The organism is Snodgrassella alvi wkB2 (assembly GCF_000600005.1).
Classification (GTDB): domain Bacteria; phylum Pseudomonadota; class Gammaproteobacteria; order Burkholderiales; family Neisseriaceae; genus Snodgrassella; species Snodgrassella alvi.
The window spans coordinates 127,672-147,870 of sequence record NZ_CP007446.1 but is presented as its reverse complement, the minus strand read 5'-3'; the positions used below and the strand labels follow the sequence as shown (position 1 = coordinate 147,870).

The 20,199-nt window shown below is 44.3% G+C and carries 15 protein-coding genes; 5 read left to right on the top strand and 10 right to left on the bottom strand.

From position 1 onward, the window contains the following. Nucleotides 1–531: 531 nt before the first annotated feature. The 10 genes from tagF to tssH all read right to left on the bottom strand — a co-directional run bounded on the left by tagF (nt 532) and on the right by tssH (nt 14,620). A complete protein-coding gene (tagF, locus tag SALWKB2_RS00590) occupies nt 532–1,272 on the bottom strand; it encodes a type VI secretion system-associated protein TagF (RefSeq protein ID WP_025329765.1) in 741 nt (246 codons plus the stop codon). Beyond that, nucleotides 1,269–5,198, bottom strand: a complete 3,930-nt coding sequence (gene tssM, locus SALWKB2_RS00585; RefSeq protein WP_025329764.1) for a type VI secretion system membrane subunit TssM — start codon at nt 5,196–5,198, stop codon at nt 1,269–1,271. Before tssM ends, tagF begins: the two co-directional genes overlap by 4 nt. A gap of 14 nt (nt 5,199–5,212) precedes the next feature. Then, entirely contained in the window at nt 5,213–5,665 is a 453-nt protein-coding gene (locus tag SALWKB2_RS00580; RefSeq protein WP_144353302.1) for a hypothetical protein, read from the bottom strand. Nucleotides 5,666–5,877: 212 nt separating this feature from the next. Further along, nucleotides 5,878–7,227, bottom strand: a complete 1,350-nt coding sequence (gene tssL, locus SALWKB2_RS00575) for a type VI secretion system protein TssL, long form (RefSeq protein ID WP_025329762.1) — start codon at nt 7,225–7,227, stop codon at nt 5,878–5,880. After that, nucleotides 7,224–8,570, bottom strand: coding sequence for a type VI secretion system baseplate subunit TssK (gene tssK / locus SALWKB2_RS00570; protein ID WP_025329761.1), 1,347 nt, complete (start codon nt 8,568–8,570; stop codon nt 7,224–7,226). Before tssK ends, tssL begins: the two co-directional genes overlap by 4 nt. Before the next feature lie 19 nt (nt 8,571–8,589). Further along, complete coding sequence (tssJ, locus tag SALWKB2_RS00565; RefSeq protein WP_025329760.1) at nt 8,590–9,126, bottom strand: type VI secretion system lipoprotein TssJ; 537 nt, start codon at nt 9,124–9,126, stop codon at nt 8,590–8,592. Nucleotides 9,127–9,198: 72 nt separating this feature from the next. Next, nucleotides 9,199–9,687: an Hcp family type VI secretion system effector gene (locus tag SALWKB2_RS00560; protein ID WP_025329759.1), complete on the bottom strand. Its 489-nt coding sequence runs from the start codon at nt 9,685–9,687 to the stop codon at nt 9,199–9,201. Nucleotides 9,688–9,790: 103 nt separating this feature from the next. Continuing rightward, nucleotides 9,791–11,299 carry a type VI secretion system contractile sheath large subunit gene (gene tssC, locus SALWKB2_RS00555; RefSeq protein WP_025329758.1) on the bottom strand — a complete coding sequence of 503 codons (1,509 nt, stop codon included), beginning with the start codon at nt 11,297–11,299 and terminating at the stop codon, nt 9,791–9,793. Between the two features lie 43 nt (nt 11,300–11,342). After that, nucleotides 11,343–11,894 (bottom strand): type VI secretion system contractile sheath small subunit, encoded by a 552-nt coding sequence (gene tssB / locus SALWKB2_RS00550; RefSeq protein ID WP_025329757.1) that lies wholly within the window; start codon nt 11,892–11,894, stop codon nt 11,343–11,345. Between the two features lie 56 nt (nt 11,895–11,950). Beyond that, the gene (gene tssH / locus SALWKB2_RS00545) at nt 11,951–14,620 is read right to left on the bottom strand and encodes a type VI secretion system ATPase TssH (RefSeq protein WP_025329756.1); all 2,670 of its coding nucleotides are present in this window, start codon (nt 14,618–14,620) and stop codon (nt 11,951–11,953) included. A 340-nt stretch (nt 14,621–14,960) separates the two neighbouring features. Between tssH and tagK the strand changes: the two genes are divergently transcribed. Genes tagK through tssG form a run of 5 tightly spaced genes read left to right on the top strand, consistent with a single transcriptional unit; the run spans nt 14,961 to nt 20,196 of the window. After that, nucleotides 14,961–15,929: a type VI secretion system-associated protein TagK gene (tagK, locus tag SALWKB2_RS00540; protein WP_025329755.1), complete on the top strand. Its 969-nt coding sequence runs from the start codon at nt 14,961–14,963 to the stop codon at nt 15,927–15,929. After that, nucleotides 15,910–16,752 (top strand): type VI secretion system accessory protein TagJ, encoded by an 843-nt coding sequence (locus SALWKB2_RS00535; RefSeq protein WP_025329754.1) that lies wholly within the window; start codon nt 15,910–15,912, stop codon nt 16,750–16,752. Before tagK ends, SALWKB2_RS00535 begins: the two co-directional genes overlap by 20 nt. Further along, entirely contained in the window at nt 16,745–17,251 is a 507-nt protein-coding gene (gene tssE, locus SALWKB2_RS00530) for a type VI secretion system baseplate subunit TssE (protein ID WP_025329753.1), read from the top strand. The genes SALWKB2_RS00535 and tssE overlap by 8 nt, the downstream gene beginning before the upstream one ends. 9 nt (nt 17,252–17,260) lie before the next feature. Beyond that, the gene (tssF, locus tag SALWKB2_RS00525) at nt 17,261–19,144 is read left to right on the top strand and encodes a type VI secretion system baseplate subunit TssF (protein ID WP_025329752.1); all 1,884 of its coding nucleotides are present in this window, start codon (nt 17,261–17,263) and stop codon (nt 19,142–19,144) included. After that, nucleotides 19,144–20,196 (top strand): type VI secretion system baseplate subunit TssG, encoded by a 1,053-nt coding sequence (gene tssG / locus SALWKB2_RS00520; protein ID WP_025329751.1) that lies wholly within the window; start codon nt 19,144–19,146, stop codon nt 20,194–20,196. Before tssF ends, tssG begins: the two co-directional genes overlap by 1 nt. Nucleotides 20,197–20,199: the final 3 nt, after the last annotated feature.

The window sequence follows — 20,199 nt, the reverse complement described above, 5'->3', positions numbered from 1 at the left end:
GCAGGTTCTTTTAAAAATAATTTCAAACAATCAGCATAGACATCCAAACAGTAAGATTTCTAATCCGTACTATTTTAAATTTTTCTCTCGTCATTTTAGACCAGCTGTTAGATTCACTATATATCTAAATATAATAATCAGAAAGAATACAGCATGTCGTTCCATATTAAATACAGACAGAAATACTCCACAATTCTAATGTATACGCATACTTTGTATTCCAAATAAAAGAAATTCTTAATTTAACAGACATTTCCATTTAGTATTGCCAATATATAAATCATTTCATGCATAAACCTAAGAATATTATTGCTACTTTCAGCAATATAAAAATATTATTTAACATTACTTTTCTGGAAAATATACCTCACTATTTGGTGTAACAGCGGTATCTTCATACTAATACGGCTAATAATTACTCATATGAGTCTTTACTGAAGTATAGTGATTGCTGTGTTTTAAATAACTTTATCGTCATCGCAATTTCTCCCTGTGTCAGTAAACGGAATTTTGCTGATTTAGCTGCCAACTTCATTCTTTCCAAAGCGCTGAACCCAGACATCTGGCATCTAAAAACTCACCCTTTTCATTCTGCTGCCAGAACCACCCTTCTGTAGGTGACTGCTGCCATACAAGCTCCGGCCAGTTGGCCCATGGTAAAGAGCGTACTCCCTGTAATTTGTCATTACTTATATGCTGATGACCGGTTAACTCACGACAGACAGTCTGATTACCGATCTGTGCCCGGGCAAACCAGCCGCCCCATTTCGGGCTATGCAGTTCCCATAGTCTATCCAGCTGTCCGGCAAGATCTTTTTTGTTATTTCCGCCCGGTGTTACGTAGCCGGCAACCAGTTGTGCCAGCCAGTAGAGCCAGCCCAATGGTGCATCCAGATAGCGTTGCAGCCAATGTTGGTTAACTGTCTGATAAATCACCAGCGGATAGGACCGGCCTATACTGTCTGCGGACGGACTTACTACGCCGATTAGCCAGTTCCGTCCCGAAAACGGTAAAACACCTGGCGCCAGCACAAAACTCCATGGTAAGGCATGGAATGTGATGCCGGTCTGCCCGAAATCAGGAGTCAGACGCAACCATGCCCGTTTATCCTCTTCAGAAGACGTTTGTTTAGTATGCAACCATTCCTGTTTGTTCAGCCATACACTCCAATCCTCAACTTCATGACTACGCACCTGATAACGCACATAATCACCGCGGTCTGGTAATTTACCCCATATTGCAGGTGATGAAACGCGCGGAATACCTATCATGGTGTGACTCCTCCCTGGGGACAGGTAAATCCATGCAATGGGTTGTTGACATTTTGCAAATTGAAATCAACACTGGAAGTTACTTCGAGCACAACACGACGTCCGTCAAATCTAAATTCTACTAAATGACGACTGTCACTCATGCTGCTGATGACACGACCTTGATTAAGAAGACGAAATAATGCCCAGGGACCGTTGGTAATGATGGTTGAGCTATCCTGACGAATACGCGGATTAGCAGTGATTTCAGCCATTGATCCATTACGCGGACCAGGCCAGTTAATATGAAGCGGCCGTACCGGTCCATGCATATAGCGCTGAGACTGTCCGTCAATATCAATGATCAGATCGGTGATAGTAGGATCGAGTTCAACCACTTTAATATCCATAGACCATGACATTTTACGTGCACCCGGCTCCTGAAAAAAAGCTTCGCGGATACGTTTAGCCTGCTGGAATGGCTCCAGATTTGGTCCGGGTAGTGGTGTGGAATTACCTTCAGTTTGTTTATAACGCCATGGATTTGTGGTTATGTCTACCTGTGAAGCCAGTTGTTTGTTGAAAAAATCATCCAGCAAACCACCACTGGCAAAGACACGGTTAAAGTCGTCGGCACTCACTTCCTGATTACTGGCCGCAAAGGGATAACGACCATCAATTACATTACGACAGTTACCACCTATCATGGCTTCCATTTGCCGGCTAAGAACTTCTCCGGATGCAAGATTGAGTTTACGCGCGCCCTGTGTAGTCAGATCAAGCAGAATATTTTTCAGAGGCGCCGGCATTTTAGCTGCTTCCAGCCGTATTTTTTCGGCTGCATCAATTTTCGGAGGTAATGTATTGGCTGCCAGTGCATTGTCCGCTATCATTAATTGATTGTAATACTCATTGAGCAGACTGAGCACATTATCCAGTTTTTGCGGACGACTACCGGCATTACTATTCTGGATGTCAGCTACTCCGGTCACAACTTCACGCAAAGCTGCAAAACGGCTATCAACCAGTGTTTTTTCCAGTTGTTCATTGGGCTGTACATTTTTCAATAATTTAGCTGTCTGTACTGCCTCACGTGCATTACCTGACAATCGTTGTTCTGCCCGTTCAGCCAGAATTTTCTGATTGGATTTGATGTCTATAGGCGGGACTAAGGTAGTCTGCTCAACAACTGCTTTGGACAAACGCATCAATGGCGAATCCGGCGCTGCAAATGTCCGCAGGGTTTGCAAATCAAAGGCCAGACTGGTGCTGTTGTCCGCACCAGTACTGTTCACGCTATGAATATCTTCAAGAAAAGTCTGCCAGCGTGAGGTGTATTCCGTCAGGTAAAGACGTCGTACTTCTTTGATTAAAGGATCTTCATCTCCGTTAACCCTCCGTGCCAGCTGCTGCGCACGCTCAGCAGTTTTTTTTTGAGAAGCAGTTGTCTCTCTTCCCATAACCCATTCATCATCTGCATAGGCGGCTGCAACAAATTCAGAGATACGTTTATCAAATAGTTCACGATATCCCTGAACTGTAAAAAGCCCCGGAATGCCCTGATCCAGAGGAGTACCGCTGGCACGAATAAAAACAGAACCTGCATCTGCACCCACAGCCCGGACAATAGTAAAATCCTCCGGTGCCTCATCAGTCATGGTAACTTTGGCACGATCATAAATACGTTCAGTGCTGGAACTACCTTCAAGTAATTCCCGTGCGCTGCGAATCAAAGCATCGTTTTTGGCAAATGGAGAATGTACCACACGGCTGCCATCAAATAATGCACCAAGATGTTCGTAAATACTGGCACTACCGCCAAACACAGCAGCTGTATCGTTTTGTTCCCATTTTTTCAGTATCCATGCCTGAATTTCATTAGCATTAAATTTATCCTGATGTTCAGTATCCAAATTCAGTAACAGATAGACACGCAAGGCATCATAGGTTTCTTTAGCATCTTTCTGTGCAATTGCATTAGATAATGTACTTTCCACACCACGGACAATAGGTGGCAGTAATAATTGATCAAGCAGTTGATCATAAGTGGCTGCGGCACTCTCAATAACCGGAGGCACGCTATACAAACCATAACGATAACTGGTTGGCGGTTTATCCGGATCAAGCCCCGGATAAGCAGCCAGTTCCCGGGCTGAATTCAATATATCCGGTACGGCTTCAGCAGTTGGTTTTCGCGAATAGGCACGAACTTTTTCCGCCAGTACTGTCGTTTTAGAACTGATTGCAGACAGGTAGCTACTATTTTTACCATAACTGGTATACATACCCTGAACCAGCCAAAGAAAAATAATCAGTACTAGTGTATGCCCGGCAAAACGCATTATCCGGTAACGCATTTCCCATTGCAGGTTCGGCTGCACCAGATTAGGTTCCTGAAATACCAGTTTAGTCAGTAAATCATGCAGAAAATAGCTCCGACTGCCGGTAGGTGTTACTGTATTAGCGTAAAGGCTGTTTTTTTCTGTGAGTGCCGGATCACGTTTTATAGCACGCCATAAACGTTGTAATGGTGATTGACGATCGGCATTAGCATTGGCGGGTGCCTGTGCGGCACTTGTGAAGTAAACACCACGGAGCGTATTGTGTAGCTGGGTAGAATCAAATTTAGAATCAAGAAATACGCGCTCAATAATATCCAGTAATGGTTCAGACAGTGCTGCAAATTCCTGAGGCAGCGCATAAAGATTACAGCGCCGCTGCACATCATATTCTTCCTGCAAACGGTTATCTATGCCCTGATCCAGACGTTTTGCCAGCAGTTTCAGCTCATTTTCACAGCTCGGACGTAACTGATCACGACTGTTTTTCTGCTGTTTCTGATCGTACGGAAGCGTAAAGCCCCATATCTGAGCACGGCCTTCTGTCGTCAGTGAATTGAAGTAATCGGTGAACCCTGGCAGCAAATCCATTTTGGTAACCATAAGATATACCGGAAAACGAATGCCAAGCTCTGTGCGCAACTCCGCCAACCGTGCTCTTAATGCCGCTGCCGCTGTAATACGTTCGGCCTCGGTTTTACCCGCCAGATCAGCTGCATTGATGGTTAGTAACACACCATTAATAGGTGCACGCGGCCGATATTTACGTAATAAACCAAGAAAGCCGCGCCACTCTCCGGCATTACGGGACGCATTTTCTGCTGAATCTCCGTCATCCTGGCGAACGTACCGGCCAGCAGTATCAATTAATACTGCTTCATTGGTAAACCACCAGTCGCAATGCAGGGTTCCTCCTTTGCCGGGAATAGCGATTGCTTCCGCCGACTGCCCCATTTGTTCTGCTAAAGGAAATTGCAGACCTGCGTTAAGCAATGCAGTGGTCTTACCGTCACCCGGTGCGCCAATAATCATATACCATGGCAATTCATACAGATAACGTTTACCTTCGAAAAGACGGCGAAAACCGATTCCCGGTTTACCAATTCTCATCTGTTTTAACTGCTCAATGGCACGGGTAACAATACTGGTAACAGCCCGCTGATCCTCGCGCGATTCTGCAACAGCAGATTTTTCTTTACGCGGACGAAGAATTTTTTGCAGTAATTGTTCGTCTACCCGCAATGCCTGCCAAAGACGGTATAAACCATAAAGGGCATAACAGAACAAGACAAGACCGATCAGCACAGCACGAACCCAGGCCGGAGCAAAAGGATGAGTTTTACCATATGCCAGCTGTGGTGCGGCTTGCCAGATTAATACACATATTGCTGCAACCCAGATAATTGAAAGTGACCAGTTCTTAAACCAGAGAAACAATAATCCAAACAGAAGCAGAATTGTGATCACGCGCATAGGTATGGATGCAAACGGATGAAATTCTCCAAATGCTAACAATGGCCCGACAAACCATATGACCAGTGCCAAAATGATAATACCGAGAATCGCCAGCATGCGACGTGAAAAAAGAAAATCTAGAATTTTTTGCATGTTATTTGCTTTTGCTATCTATTTTGCTGGATATTTAATAAAGTTTCCCGAGGATATAACCCCTCTGTAGGGAATTTTTCTATAACTGCTATCGCACTGCTATTTCCTGCATTTTCAGTAAATACGATTAGCAACCGATGACCTATTTGAACTATGGAAAACGGTATTAGTATTTTGCTATGCTGGAAATAACGTTTTTTTCCCAGCTGTCGTAAAGCTTGCACTGCCGTTGCTTCATCCGGATAGATGAGTTCTAGAAGAGCCAGCTGAATTGGCGTAACGGTACTGTCTACAGACCTAGTATGTAGGTTAATACCATCCACTTTGGTTAGCAATTTCTCCATCCGCAGATCTAGATTACGACTGACAATAGTATGTATCTGTTCAGCAGGAATGCGCTGCACAGATACCTGTACAGAAAGTTGCTGCTTAATGAATTCAATAAAAGCACGTTCATCAGCATTCATGTCTGATGCCAAACAAATAAAACTACTTAAGCCCAGCGAAATGCATAAAAAATGTTTCAATATATTATTCAACATTTTCATCATCACACCTTTTCATGGGATAAGCCAAAGTCTTCTGCTCTCCAATCGGACTTGCACCAACAAAAATTTTGACACGCCTCATAATTGATACCTTAATGCCATACACAGCGATATCAGAATTTATCACTATTTCATTCCGTTACAACAATATCTACACGGCGATTTTTTGCTCTGCCTTGCGCTGTATTGTTGTCATCTACCGGCGCGGTATCACCTAAACCGATAATTTTCAACCGCGATGCAGCCACACCTTTCTGTGTTAACAAGGAAGCGACTTCAGCAGCCCTTTTTTCAGATAAAACCTGGTTAGAGGGAAATTCAGCAGTATGAATAGGCTGGTTATCGGTATGTCCTGTTACCATAACTGTACCGGATACTTTGTTTATTTCACTGGCAACCTTATCCAGTACAGGCATTATCTTTGGATTAACCGTTTTTTTACCCGGCACAAACATAAAATCTCCAAGGAAAGTCACCTGGCTTTGCTGGGCATTTTCATTAACACTAACGACCCCGCGCTCAATTTCATCTTTCAATAATGATTTGAGACGCAACACACCGGTAGTGGTAACAGCCGGCGGAGGTACAGCTTTGCCTATAGCCGCAATCCGTTGCTGCAATTTTGTATCAGTACCAACGATCTGAAATTTGAACCAAACAAAAATAACCAGTAAAAAACAGGTAAAAAATGCTGCACTTGCCCAAACCGGTATCCAGTGCAGCCGGCGGAGTCTGCCTGCGGCGTCAGCCAGCCAGTGCGGCGACAAATCCCGGGCAACCGGATCTCGTCCGCTGCTGATAATGGATAGCAATTGCTGACGGATCAGGTCAAGTTGTTTCCGGCCATCCGGCCGTACACTGTACCGGCCTTCAAAGCCTAAGCTCAGGATTCGGTAAATTACTTCAAGTACATCACCATATTCCTGAGGATTAGGTGAAAGACGACCGATAAGTAAAAATATTTTCTCGCCGCCATAGCTTTCGTTATGAAAAACAATCAGCAGACTTTTCCGTGCCCATGCACCGCCACCACCCCAGGAGGTTTTGTTTGCAGCCTCATCCAGTGCTGTACACAAACAATAACGTACTGCCAGTACATGTTCACGGCGCAAATTTGCCTGATCACACAATGTTTGATAAATATGAACTTCGCGTATAAGCAATTCGCGTAAGCTCTCAATACCATTATCATAAGAATCAAGTTGTGTTGGCATGTTTGCCAGTGTCAGCAATAATGGCTGTGCGGCTTCAAGCAATGGATTATCAGCAGCTTCAATATCTGCCAGTCGTTGTTTACTGTCCGGACCGGCATCAATATTAGCCATGATTTTCTTTGTATGCTGATCACTAAACCACGGTGCTTCGCTATGCTGATCAAACTCATATCCGTTTTGCTTCGATAATGATTCTGAAGCAGAGGATGCAATTGCTTGTTGCCCCGTGGTACCTGAATCACCGAGAATACTATCGAATTCATTCATTGATCACGTACTCCCCAAAGTTCAATCAGCAAGCCTGGAAAGTCACCGGCAATATGCATGGCCAATCCGCCATAATGTGCGATGTGCTCCCATAACGGACCTTCACGCAATAATTCAAAATAGACATATCCTGCATTAAACGGAATCTGACGGGGTGGTACCGGCAGTGCCTGTAATACCATGCCCGGTAAGTGAGAACGAATTAATTCCGGTAAACGATCGGAAGGTCCGATTTTAGTTTGAGCAGAAAACTGATGAACAAGTATATCCGGCGGTATCTGCGCTTTAACAGCCAGTACCATTGAACCAAAGCCTCGCAGTTCGGTTGGTTCTACTACAGCATTCTTGACGCCATAAGCTGCATCTTCCAAACGAATATGCTGTGCACTGCGAATTAAAACGGCATTGAGTAAATGCTGTACATCATCTACAACAGGTTTCAGACAATAATAAGGTGCTTCATGCAGATAAGGCGGATGTTCTACCGGACGCCGGGTATGGGGCCGGACAAATGTGGACAATTCACCAGCCATACTAAGTAACTGTCGATAAATAAACTCTGGCGATGTTGCCCCTACTTTGAGTATATGAAAGAGCAATGGTTCATATCGGTTCAGAATTTGTAATAATAAATAATCTGATACTTCTGCTGCTTCCGCACCTTTACCATGACCGCCAGTGAGCCTTTCTGCCAGAGAATCAGCACGCAGATGTGTCAGATCATGAATCTGTGATAACCAGGTCTGTAATAAAGTATTGGCTGTATACTGAGTCACCGGCGGAATGACAGTACTGTCAATCTCTACGCCACCGTCTGAACGCAATGTGCTTATCCGTGCTATCGGCAGACCAATCCATGCATCCGTCAGTGCTTTTTTAGGCATTAACCGTAAGCGCAAATTACTTAATTGTACAGTTTTTGCACCCAGTCCGATTGAATTGGCATCCCGGACATCGCTTTCAAATACTGCATAACGGGCCAATGATTCAGGATTATCTTCAAAACTGGTTTCTTCTCCGTTTGGCGTACGAATCGGCAAAGCCAGATAAATAATCTGATCAAGATGTTCCGGCTGAATTGTCAGCGGCGGCGGCAATGGTGTATTTCCAGGTGCTTCAAAGGGTGTGCCGTCCGCAAATACACCGGCAACATCTTTAAGTACCAGTTTTCCCAGATTTAATGCTTCGTGATCGATGTCATAACGGGAGAATCCCCAGAAGAACGGCGACAACGGCGCACTACGACGATGTGCAAAATGTTCCAGATAACGTTCCTGTTGCTGGAAAATCTGCGGCAGCAGAAATTGTCCTTCGCTCCAGACCACTCGGTTGTACCAACTCATTTAGAGAAATTCCTCTGCTTTAATCCAGTTCAGTGACCACAACGGCCCTCTGCCCAATGTTAATATCCAGCTTTACTTTTTTCAGCGGCCACCACTCCCTATACCATCTGGCATACGGAGCTTCAGCAAGGTGGTAAGTTTCACGCCATTGTGATTGAGCCAGTCCGCGATAACCGGCCAGTACGCCGATCACTGTAGTTTCCGGATTTGTTCTGCGGCGAATGGTTTTAACTTCCCCCGGACGCAGAATAAATTCATCACTCACCAGCAGATCACCACCAAGTATTGATTTATCATTATCCTGTAATGAGTAAAAATCTGCTGAAGTAAAAGCGTTATCATTCTTTAATTCGTAAATTCGCACCTGTATAGGTGCAGCGCGACCTTTTTCATCAGGATTGACGTTTTCCGCAGCTTCAATGCGCAAATCAATACTGGTTTGCTCCTTAATCGATGGTCTTGTGCTGGTACAGCCGATAAGACCTGTCAGCAAGGTCATCGACAAGAAAATAAGCACAATGCTCCGATGAAGAAAAGTATTTACATATGTAACCATACGTCGTCCTGTGCAACACACCAAATACCGGCACCAACCAATTCAAACTGGCTGGTACCGGTATACTCAGGTTTAAGCTGCGTCTTTGTTTGCTTTGAAGTCGTAACCTGCAGTAACAGTACCACCGCTGCCACCCTGCTGATTCTGAACAACATATTCCTGCACGATGGAAGTGAATGATAAACTAACGAATTCACGTGGAGCCATTTCACCGTCACGACTACCACTAGGCATTACTCGAGATACAATTAAATCCTTGAAAGTGTATTTCAAATATTCCAGAGGAGTACCACCTGGTTTACGCATTGTCAAAACAGCATTGGCAATGTGTTTACCTGTAGTACAGTACTTGAACAGGTTCGGGCTTGCACGGTCGATGTAGTGTTCAAATTCAAGATCATTTACTGTAACCTTGCCAGAACCCAGACCGCTACCAGTATGCATTGAAGACTCCTGGTGAACTGTCCATGTCCAGTTCAGCACTTCGATTTCATTTTTATGTTTGTCATCTAATGCTTCACCTTCAATACCATCAATTTTTAAAAATATATCATGAGCCATTATTAGCTTCCTTTTTAAAGTTAAAATTACCTACTACATATTCGGGCAATACAATATGGCCATACAATATTGCAATCCGAAATTCATTCTATGATGTTACTGTTTATGCATTTTCTTTTTTCACAGACGGCAGCTTGGTAACCAGACGCAGAGAGCCGGTCAGTCCTTCAAGCTGGAAATGCGGACGCAGGAAGAATTTGGCATCGTAGTATCCCGGATTGCCTTCAACTTCTTCTACTACTACTTCTGCAGCAGCCAGCGGACGGCGCGCTTTAGTTTCCTGTGATGAATTCACCGGATCTGCGTCGACATAATTCATAATCCATTCATTCAGCCAGCGCTGCATATCTTCACGCTCTTTGAATGAACCAATTTTGTCGCGTACGATACATTTCAGAAAATGCGCAAAACGTGAGCACGCAAACAGATAAGGTAAACGTGCAGACAAATTAGCATTGGCTGTAGCGTCCGGATCATAATATTCCTGAGGTTTTTGCAGAGATTGCGCACCTATAAATGCTGCGTAGTCTGTATTCTTACGATGAATCAGCGGAATAAAACCATTCTTTGATAACTCTGCTTCACGACGGTCAGAAATGGCGATTTCGGTCGGGCACTTCATATCCACACCACCGTCATCAGTCGGGAAAGTATGACATGGCAGATTTTCAACGGTACCACCTGACTCAACGCCGCGAATCATGGTACACCAGCCAAAGTGTTTAAATGAACGGTTAATGTTAACACCCATGGCGTAAGCGGCATTACTCCATACATATTTGCGATGATCTGATCCGTCTGTATCTTCTTCAAAATCAAATTCATCTACCGGATTGGTTTTAATGCCATATGGTAAACGCGCAAGGAAACGAGGCATAGCCAAACCAAGATAACGTGAATCTTCACTGGCACGCAGCGAGTTCCACGGAGCGTATTCCAGATTCTGGGTAACAATTTTGGTTAAATCGCGCGGATTAGCCAATTCCTGCCAGGAATCCATTTGCAGTACAGCTGGTGACGCACCGGCAATAAACGGCATATGTGAAGCAGCTGCTACTTTGGCAACTGAACCAAGCAGATCCACATCCGGTGGTGTGTGATCAAAATAATAATCAGCAATCATACAGCCATAAGGTTCACCACCAAGCTGACCATATTCTTCTTCATAAATCTGTTTGAATAAAGGACTCTGATCCCATGCAATGCCTTTAAAACGTTTCATGCTGCGGCGCAAATCATCTTTAGACAGATTCATGAAACGAATTTTCAAATGTTCATCCACCTCAGTATTGGATACCAGATGAAACAGACCGCGCCATGATGACTCCAGTTTCTGGAAAGATTCATGATGCAGAATCAGATTGATCTGCTCGGAAAGCTTATGATCAATTTCAGCAATAATAGCTTCAATACTTTTATAAGCATCATCACTGATGGTTACTGAATGAGACAGTGCCTGTTCTGCTAAAGTTTTAACTGCCTGTTCAACAGCCTTGGCAGCCTGATCAGTTTTAGGTTTAAATTCTTTGGTTAGTAAATTGCTGAATTCGGATTGCGCAACCGGGCGTTCTGCCACTGCGACATCGGATTGCTGTTTTGACTGTGTAGCCATAAATACTCCTCAATACTTACAAATAGACTCTGAGCGCGGGTTATTACTTGCTATCCCCAGGTGCAGATGCCCCGGTTTTTTCTTCAGTTGCTGACTGTGGTTTTGGTGCTTTGGCCAGTGCCTGCAACAAACCAGGATCCTGTAACAGCCGGTTAACTAAATTCTCAGCACCGGATTTGCCATCCATATAGGTTTGCAGGTTAGCCAGCTGGGTACGTGCATCCAGCAATTGTTTCAGAGCATCAACTTTTTGTGCCACGCGTGCCGGTGAGAAATCTTCCATACTCTCAAAAGTGATATCAACCATAAGGTGTCCGTCACCTGATAAGGTATTTGGTACGGCAAATGCCACACGTGGCTGAATGGCTTTCATCCGTTCATCGAAATTATCGATATCAATGGTCAGAAATTTGCGCTCTGCAACCGGTGGCAATTCTTCTGCCGGTTTACCGGACAAGTCTGCCAGCACAGCCATGACAAATGGCAGCTCGATTTTTTTCTCGGAACCGTAAATTTCAACGTCATACTCAATTTGCACCCTTGGCGCACGATTGCGCTGAATAAATTTCTGGGCGCTGCTGTTAACTACCGCCATATTTGCTTCCTTTACTATTGTCAAATAATACCGGCCTTAACCGGCCATTTAGTTTGCTACTTTGTAGATATTTCACCAGCTAACCGTGCCTGAAAAACAATAGGATCTTCGCTACGGTTCGGATCAATGCTGATATCAATGCATTCCAGAACATTCTTTTCGGACAATGCCTGCAACCAATAACGTGATAATGCCGGCAGAATATGCTGTTCAATATAGCCAATTAGTAACCTTGCGCCCGTTTCATGCATCGGACAGTGTTGAATGATATGGCTGACCAGTGCTTCGTCATAATGTAATGCAATACTGTGCTGTTCCTGCATTCGTTGTACAATACGATCCAGATGCATTCTGGCAATACTGCCCAGTGCTTCATCAGCCAGAGGCAGATAAGGTATAACTGTCAGACGACCTATAAATGCTGCAGGGAAATGCTTGCGCAATTCAGGCATCAGTGCTTCTTTCAAAGTACGCCAGTCAGGAGCAAGAGCAGGGTCATCGTAAAGCTGAGAAACCAGATCTGAACCAACGTTACTGGTTAGCAAAATAACGGTATTTTTAAAGTCAATATTTAACCCTTCGCCATCTTCCATCATGCCTTTATCAAATACCTGATAAAAAATTTCATGAACATCGTGATGTGCTTTTTCTATTTCATCCAGCAATACCACGCTATAAGGCCGACGACGTACCGCTTCTGTCAGAACACCACCTTCGCCATAACCAACATAACCCGGAGGCGCACCCTTCAGTGTTGATACGGTATGCGCTTCCTGAAATTCACTCATATTGATTGTGATGAGATTCTGTTCACCACCATACATGGCCTCTGCCAGTGCAAGAGCAGTTTCTGTCTTACCTACACCAGAAGGACCGACCAGCAAAAATACACCAACCGGTTTATTGGGATCAGTTAAACCGCAACGTGATGTCTGTATGCGCTCTCCGATCTGCAACAGTGCCTGGTTTTGCCCGATTACCCGTTGTCCCAGATGTTCGGACAGATTCAGTACTGCCCCTACCTCATCTTTGACCATGCGTCCGACCGGAATGCCGGTCCAGTCGGAAACAATAGCTGCAACCACTGTTTCACTTACTTCCGGAAAAACCAAAGGCATATCGCCCTGATGCTGGCGCAAAACTGATTCAAGCTCTGATAATTCAGACAATGCATCCGCTTCGTCACTATTCTGACAGCGTTCACGTGCTGCAAGAATTTTTTCAACTGCTTCCAACTCTTCTTTCCAGTGTGCTTCTTCTGTTTTTAAATCTTCAGATAAGGCTGAAATTCTGGCTTCGATCTCGTTCAGATCACCTGCATAAACACCTATACGCTGCTGTTTGGATAATAATTTATGTTCTGTCTGAGCTGCTTTTAACTGCTGTCTCAGATGCTGCACCCTGCTGGGAGGTGTATGCAAAGACAGTGCAACCCGGGCACAGGCTGTATCCAGAAGACTTATTGCCTTATCCGGTAGCTGCCGTGAAGGAATATAGCGGTGAGACAGCTTAACAGCAGCACGAACAGCATCCTCAAGCACAATAACACCATGGTGTGCTTCAAATGTTGAAACCAGACCTCGCACCATATCAATGGCTGCAACTTCTTCCGGTTCTGCAACCTGTAAAACCTGAAAACGCCGGGTTAATGCCGGATCTTTTTCAATATGTCGTTTATATTCACTCCAGGTAGTGGCTCCAATCGTGCGTAACGTACCTCTGGCCAGCGCAGGTTTAAGCAGATTGGCAGCATCTCCGGTTCCTGAAGCACCTCCGGCTCCGACTAAAGTATGCACTTCATCGACAAACAAAATCACCGGCTGAGCAGAATTGGTCGCTTCTTCCAGCACGGATTTCAACCGCGACTCAAACTCCCCTTTCATACTGGCACCAGCCAGCAGGGCACCGACATCCAGAGCCAGCAGGCGTACTTCAGCCAGACTTGGCGGAACCTCTTTTTGCGCGATAGCCAGAGCAAATCCTTCTACCACTGCAGTTTTACCAACACCGGCTTCTCCGGTCAGTAGCGGATTATTCTGCCGGCGACGCAACAGAATATCGATCATCGTGCGTATTTCGTGTTCACGACCAATCACCGGATCTATTTTTCCCTGTTTTGCCTGCTCCGTCAGATCCGCACAGTAACGAGTTAAAGCAGATTGGCCATCCTGACCTGTACTGGTTAATGACTGACTGGCCTCTCCGGGAGAGGCCGGAGTAAAACCAGAATTGTCATAGGCTTGATCCGCAGACTCCGGAGATCCGGCAACAACATCGGGTAAAATATCTGCCAGTCCTTCCTGAGGAATTTTGGCAAATGCAGTAGAAATGCCAACCAGTACACGCCTGAGCTCAGGAGTCATCACTAGAGCAGCAAGTAACCAGGCGCTGCGGATTTTGTTATCATTAAATGTTAATGTGGCATAAACCCAGGCACGTTCAATTGACTGATCAATATAGTGGGAAAAGTCACTTATAGAGCTTGCTCCCGATGGCAACAGCAGCAAACTGCGGGAAATATCTTGTTCAATTTGTGCCAGATCAATATCAAAATGACGCAACACTCGCATCATATCGCCATCATTTAATTGCATAAGCTGGTGTATCCAATGCACCAGTTCAACATAGGGATTTCCGCGCAGCTTACAAAAAGTCGTAGCTGATTCAATGGAGCGAAAAAGTGTTGTGTTCAGTTTACCAAACAATGCCTGGCGCGAAATATCCATACTGGTTTACCTACTCCCCGATTCAAATTGTTTATGCATGTAAAATCTCTAATAAAAGTTAATCTTCACTGCATTATAAATATAATTTAACAAATATTAAATTAATTTAATTTTAATATGTTTATATATAGGATACAAGAATAAATCTTGCTTAACAATTTAAAATATAAGATAATAAACAGATATATGCATAAAGTGTGTACATTTTTTTCAAAAAAAATATTTATTTTTCTTTTCTAAATATAATATTTTATTACTTCTTATAAAGTTATGAAATAAATGTTAATAAATCCATAATTCAGACAAAGAGGACTTGGCGTGTTATTGTCGGGAAAGCGTTATGAACAGTACGCTGTTATTACGTCTTGACTACCTTCGCGGGATCAAGATTGGTGAAATCTATGAATTGAAAGATTTCGCTTTTTTTATGAAAAATGCGATATATGAGCTCCATGTTGAGGAAGCTCCTGAAAACGAAGATTTGGCGTTATGCTTTCAATATTCAAAGAACGGATGGCAGCTGTTAAACAAGTCTTCAGAAGTACATTGCGCTGTAAACGAAATCACCCTGACATCAAATCACTGGTTTCAACTGCATGATGGCGATACTCTTGAATGGGGATTATCTATCTGGCAAATCAATCCTGAAGAACAGACAGATACAAAACCAGAGTTTGAAACAACCAGTATTATTCCGTCAACTAAAGAAATAATGCCTTTAGAGCTGACTTGGTTTGATCCTCAAAAGCAAAAAGAAAATGCGGAAGAAAATCCTTTTGATCTGATCATACCCAATCTGCCGTATGAATTATTGGAAAGCACGGCATTCAAAGTCAAGGATTCATCTCAGGAAGAATCACCGGCCGAAACTATTTTTCATGAGTTATTACAGGAGTATTGTCATGCTCTGGACACACCGCAATTATCCGATAATGACTATGTCTGGCAAAAAAGACTGTTGCAAAACAATATTTCAAGTTCAGTGTCCACCATTAATCTAGCTGATCTGTCTGGCAATACTGATCCGTTAATGACGTTACAGGATATAGTTTCCGGGCCGTTAAATATAGATGATATTTTTAACGGACTGGATAGTCTGAGAGAGGCAGAACTCTTTCACATTGAAGAAATACCAGAAGTCTTACGCCTGTTTGCACCAGGCTGGCAACAGCATACCGGTCATACTCATATACCGCCAGCACTGACCAGAAAAGACCATCATACTGTAAGTGTGGACAGTCATTACCGTATGACTCAATTTTCTAATAATTATCAAAAGGATTCTACCGATGACAATCACCAGCAGTAATCATGATAATCCATCGACGCTACAACAATGGATGGCAGACCGGTCAATCACTACGCTGATTCAGGAAACTGAACAACAGATCAAAGTCAGCCCGACAGACCCTGCTCAGCGCTGGTTGCTATTTCAGTTATTATGCCTTCTGGGTGACTGGCAGCGAGCATTGAAACAACTGCAGGTTTGCGCGCAAATGCAATCCGGATTTGAACAGGAAGCACATGCTTACAGAGGACTGATTACCTGTGAAATATATCGGAAAGAATGTTTTACCGGTCGCAAACGTCCGGGATTTATTCAGCCACCGCCAGCATGGGTGGATCAGTTACTTGACGCAATTGCCCTGAATCAGTCAGGGGATGAAGAAAAAGCTGATGAAATCAGAGAAGGAGCATTGGGATCCGGTAAAGATGTTTCCGGTGTTATTGAACCGGGCGGTGAATTTGCATGGATTGCAGACAGTGACACATGGTTGGGTCCTGCTATTGAACTGGTAACCGGAGGTATCTATACATGGCTGCCTTTCGAACAACTAAGTGCTATTTCTTCTGAACAACCTAAAACTATTCTCGATTTACTCTGGAAACCGGCACTGATAACACTGAAAGACGGATCAGAACACCATGCTTTTCTGCTTGCACGCTGCTGCGGATCTGAATCAGCAGGTGAATCATTAATGTTATGCAGGGAAACAATCTGGCAAGAGCATGGACAAACATCAGTACGTCCCTTAGGACAAAAAACCTGGCAAACAGATCAAAATGATATTGGTATCCTAGAAATGACTTCATGTACATTTGCAGATAATAAAGAAGCAATAAATGGCTGAACAATTTCCTCCACTACGTCCCAGAGAACACCTGCTACCGACATTATTTGATCGTTTACGCGATGATGCTCCGGGACGCAAAACTGAACTTTCAGATAACTATACAGTCTCTGCCAGCCGGTTACGTGAAATTGTTCAGCGTGATCTGATGCTCCTGCTCAACACCACAAATCTGGAAGATGAAATAGATGTGGGGAAATACCCGCAGGTTGCCTCATCAGTAGTGAATTATGGTGTTCCGCCTATCGCCGGTCAGTATATGCATGAACGCAAATGGGCAGATATTGAAAAAGCTATTCGCCGGGCAATCCTGCGTTTCGAACCCAGGCTGGAGGCATCTTCATTAGGTGTTGCACCACTTATGAAAGATGAAACAAAACTGAACTATAACGTTCTGTTGTTTGAAATACGCGGCCGGATTCTGACTGAACCATATCCGACATCATTCATTGTGCAAAGCGCTTTTGATCTAGAAACCAACAGGATTAGCATCATCTGATAGACAATCATGGATCCATTATTACTCGATTACTACAATAAAGAACTTACCTACATGCGTGAAATGGCAGCTGAATTTTCACGCCAGCACCCCAAAATTGCCAAACGGCTGGGTATGCAGGGTATAGATATCGCTGATCCTTATGTAGAAAGGATGATCGAAGCCTTCTGTTTTCTGACTGCCCGTACCCAGTTAAAAATTGATGCGGAATTTCCCCGGTTTACACAGCGTCTTCTGGAAGTCATTTATCCGAATTATGTAACACCAACACCGTCCATGGCCGTAGCACAACTACATCCGAGCCATACGGAAGGTGATTTCATAAATGGATTCAAGGTACCCAGACACTCATCTTTCCGTGCCGGCATTCCAGTTGGAGAGAATACCGTCTGTGAATTCCGCAATAGTCAGGAGGTTACTCTATGGCCAATACAGATTACTGAGGCGCGATTAACGGCTGCACCACCTGATATGCCTTTACTAAATCGTTATTTACCGGCACATACCAAAGTTGCCGGAGCCTTACGCCTAACTCTGCATACTTTTGGTGAAATCAATTTTAATCAGATTCAAGGACTGGATCGGCTGCCTATTTATCTGTGTGGAGAAGAAAGAATTGCTTCACATCTTTTTGAATTGCTGCACACCAGTGCTGTTGCAACTATAGCTGGTCAGCCCGGACAATTTACCGGTTCACTGGATATTAATATACGTGATGCGGTCGTACATGAGGGTTTAGAACCGGGTCAGGGTTTACTCCCCCTTACCTGGGATGTTTTCCACGGGCATAATCTGCTGCATGAATATTTCAGCTGTCCGGAAAGATTTTACTTTTTTACACCTACAGGTCTGGCCACAGGTTTACGTAAAATCAACGGTAATAAAGCTGAGATTGTTATTTTACTCAACCGCATTCCTGATAGCTGGCTGATCAATCAAACAACCGCAGATCAGTTTGCTCTGTTCTGCACACCGTTAATTAATCTGTTCCGTAAACGTACCGATCGTATTGAGCTAGATACAACACGTACCGAACTACATCTGGTACCCGATCGCTCGCGACCACTTGATTATGAATTTTATACCATCGAAACCGTACACGGATTAAGAGCCAAAACGACAGAAGAGCTAACGTTCCGCCCGCTTTATCATACTCTTAATAATGATGAAGGTAATTATGGCCGCTATTTTTCATTGCGCAGGGAACAACGCAAACTGTCCAATAATGCACGCAAATACGGTACACGCACTAATTATATCGGCACTGAAATTTTTCTGTCTCTAGTTGACCAAAATGATGCGCCTTATCCGGAATATTTGCGATACCTGTCAGCTACAGCTTTACTTACCAATCGTGATCTGGCCACTCTGGTTCCCCGTAATGGCATTGACGACTTGTCTATTGATGATTCAGTACCAGTAGAAAGTATCGGTCTGATTCGGCCACCACGCCCGCCACGCGCACCTTTTGCAGAACGAGAAATTGCCTGGCGTCTGATCCGGCAATTATCCTTCAATTATCTGCCATTATCAGATATGGCTCACCGCCCGGGAGGGCAGGCATTAAGGGATATGTTACGGCTGTTCGTACCGACACATGACAGTCCACAATTACGCCAGATACAAAGCCTGATCGGTGCAAAAACGGAACCGGTTACCCGACGTTTACCAGGAGCAGGTCCTTTAGTTTACGGACGTGGTATTAAATGTGAACTAACCATTGATGAAGATGGATTTTCCGGTGTTAGTCCTTATTTGTTCGGTCTCATTCTAGAGCATTATTTGTCGCGTCATGTCGCTATTAATACTTTTACACAAACTGCATTACATAGCATTCAGCGCGGACAAATTGCACTTTGGCCAGTACGTATGGGCGGAAGGGGTGCCATCTGATGAATCAGCCAGCTGAACCGGTAAATACATCCGATAGCACTTGGCATGAGACTCTTAACAGGGCAAGTGAAACACCATGGCGTTACGGATATCTGAGTCTCATGCGTCGATTTGGGGCACAGTCTCAGCTAAAAATGCCAATAGGACATGCCGCACTTCCTCAGCAGGAGCCATTTCGGCTTGGGCAATCACCTTCTCTAGTATTCGCGCCTCGCGAAATTGCTGATGCATCCCTAACTTCAGAAGGAAATTTTCGAATACGGCTATACGGACTCGGTTTATGGGGAGCAAACGGTCCGTTACCGATGCACTATACCGAAACTGCCCTGAGTCGGCGGGACAGTAATCGTGACACAACATTAGTTGATTTTACAGATCTGTTTCATCATCGTTATCTGACACAATTTTACAATGCTTGGCAAAGTGCGCAATCAGCCGGTGGTGGGCTGGACAGAGGCGATGCAGAGGATTTCTCATTTTATATTGCCAGCCTGAGCGGACAAAGCCTTGATGAAATTACTGACAGCCCGCTTCCCTCTCATCCCAGACTGGCAGCCGGGGCACATCTGGTACGTGAAGCACGTAATCCGGATGGTATTACCTCAACATTAGCATATTATTTTGGCGTCCCGTTTAATCTTCAGGAATACGTATTACACTGGATCCCGGTTGCTGATGAAGAGCGTACCCGTCTAGGAATTCCCGGACCGGCATCTGTTATGGGTGAAGGTGCTCTGGTAGGACAAATGGTACCGGATCGCCAGCATAAATTTCGCCTAACAATTGGTCCCTTAAATCTGGACAACTACTTACATTTTTTACCTAACGGGCGTGATTTACCGAGGCTAATCGAGTGGGTCAGGGCTTTTGTCGGTTATGAGTATGAATGGGAAATTCAACTCCAGCTTAATCCGCGTTCAGCCCCACCGGCACAAATTGGGGCTGACCAGCGTCTGGGCTGGACAACATGGCTGGGACAATCAATAGACGATCTTCCGGTTACCGGCATGACCTATCAACCTGAACAATATGCCGGCATCAGAAAGTTGTGAGGA

Excerpts from the sequence above, each read along its gene's own strand:
- tagF (WP_025329765.1), bottom strand. The coding sequence starts at position 1,272 with ATGATAGGTATTCCGCGCGTTTCATCACCTGCAATATGGGGTAAATTA.
- tssM (WP_025329764.1), bottom strand. The coding sequence starts at position 5,198 with ATGCAAAAAATTCTAGATTTTCTTTTTTCACGTCGCATGCTGGCGATT.
- SALWKB2_RS00580 (WP_144353302.1), bottom strand. The coding sequence starts at position 5,665 with ATGAATGCTGATGAACGTGCTTTTATTGAATTCATTAAGCAGCAACTT.
- tssL (WP_025329762.1), bottom strand. The coding sequence starts at position 7,227 with ATGAATGAATTCGATAGTATTCTCGGTGATTCAGGTACCACGGGGCAA.
- tssK (WP_025329761.1), bottom strand. The coding sequence starts at position 8,570 with ATGAGTTGGTACAACCGAGTGGTCTGGAGCGAAGGACAATTTCTGCTG.
- tssJ (WP_025329760.1), bottom strand. The coding sequence starts at position 9,126 with ATGGTTACATATGTAAATACTTTTCTTCATCGGAGCATTGTGCTTATT.
- SALWKB2_RS00560 (WP_025329759.1), bottom strand. The coding sequence starts at position 9,687 with ATGGCTCATGATATATTTTTAAAAATTGATGGTATTGAAGGTGAAGCA.
- tssC (WP_025329758.1), bottom strand. The coding sequence starts at position 11,299 with ATGGCTACACAGTCAAAACAGCAATCCGATGTCGCAGTGGCAGAACGC.
- tssB (WP_025329757.1), bottom strand. The coding sequence starts at position 11,894 with ATGGCGGTAGTTAACAGCAGCGCCCAGAAATTTATTCAGCGCAATCGT.
- tssH (WP_025329756.1), bottom strand. The coding sequence starts at position 14,620 with ATGGATATTTCGCGCCAGGCATTGTTTGGTAAACTGAACACAACACTT.
- tagK (WP_025329755.1), top strand. The coding sequence starts at position 14,961 with ATGAACAGTACGCTGTTATTACGTCTTGACTACCTTCGCGGGATCAAG.
- SALWKB2_RS00535 (WP_025329754.1), top strand. The coding sequence starts at position 15,910 with ATGACAATCACCAGCAGTAATCATGATAATCCATCGACGCTACAACAA.
- tssE (WP_025329753.1), top strand. The coding sequence starts at position 16,745 with ATGGCTGAACAATTTCCTCCACTACGTCCCAGAGAACACCTGCTACCG.
- tssF (WP_025329752.1), top strand. The coding sequence starts at position 17,261 with ATGGATCCATTATTACTCGATTACTACAATAAAGAACTTACCTACATG.
- tssG (WP_025329751.1), top strand. The coding sequence starts at position 19,144 with ATGAATCAGCCAGCTGAACCGGTAAATACATCCGATAGCACTTGGCAT.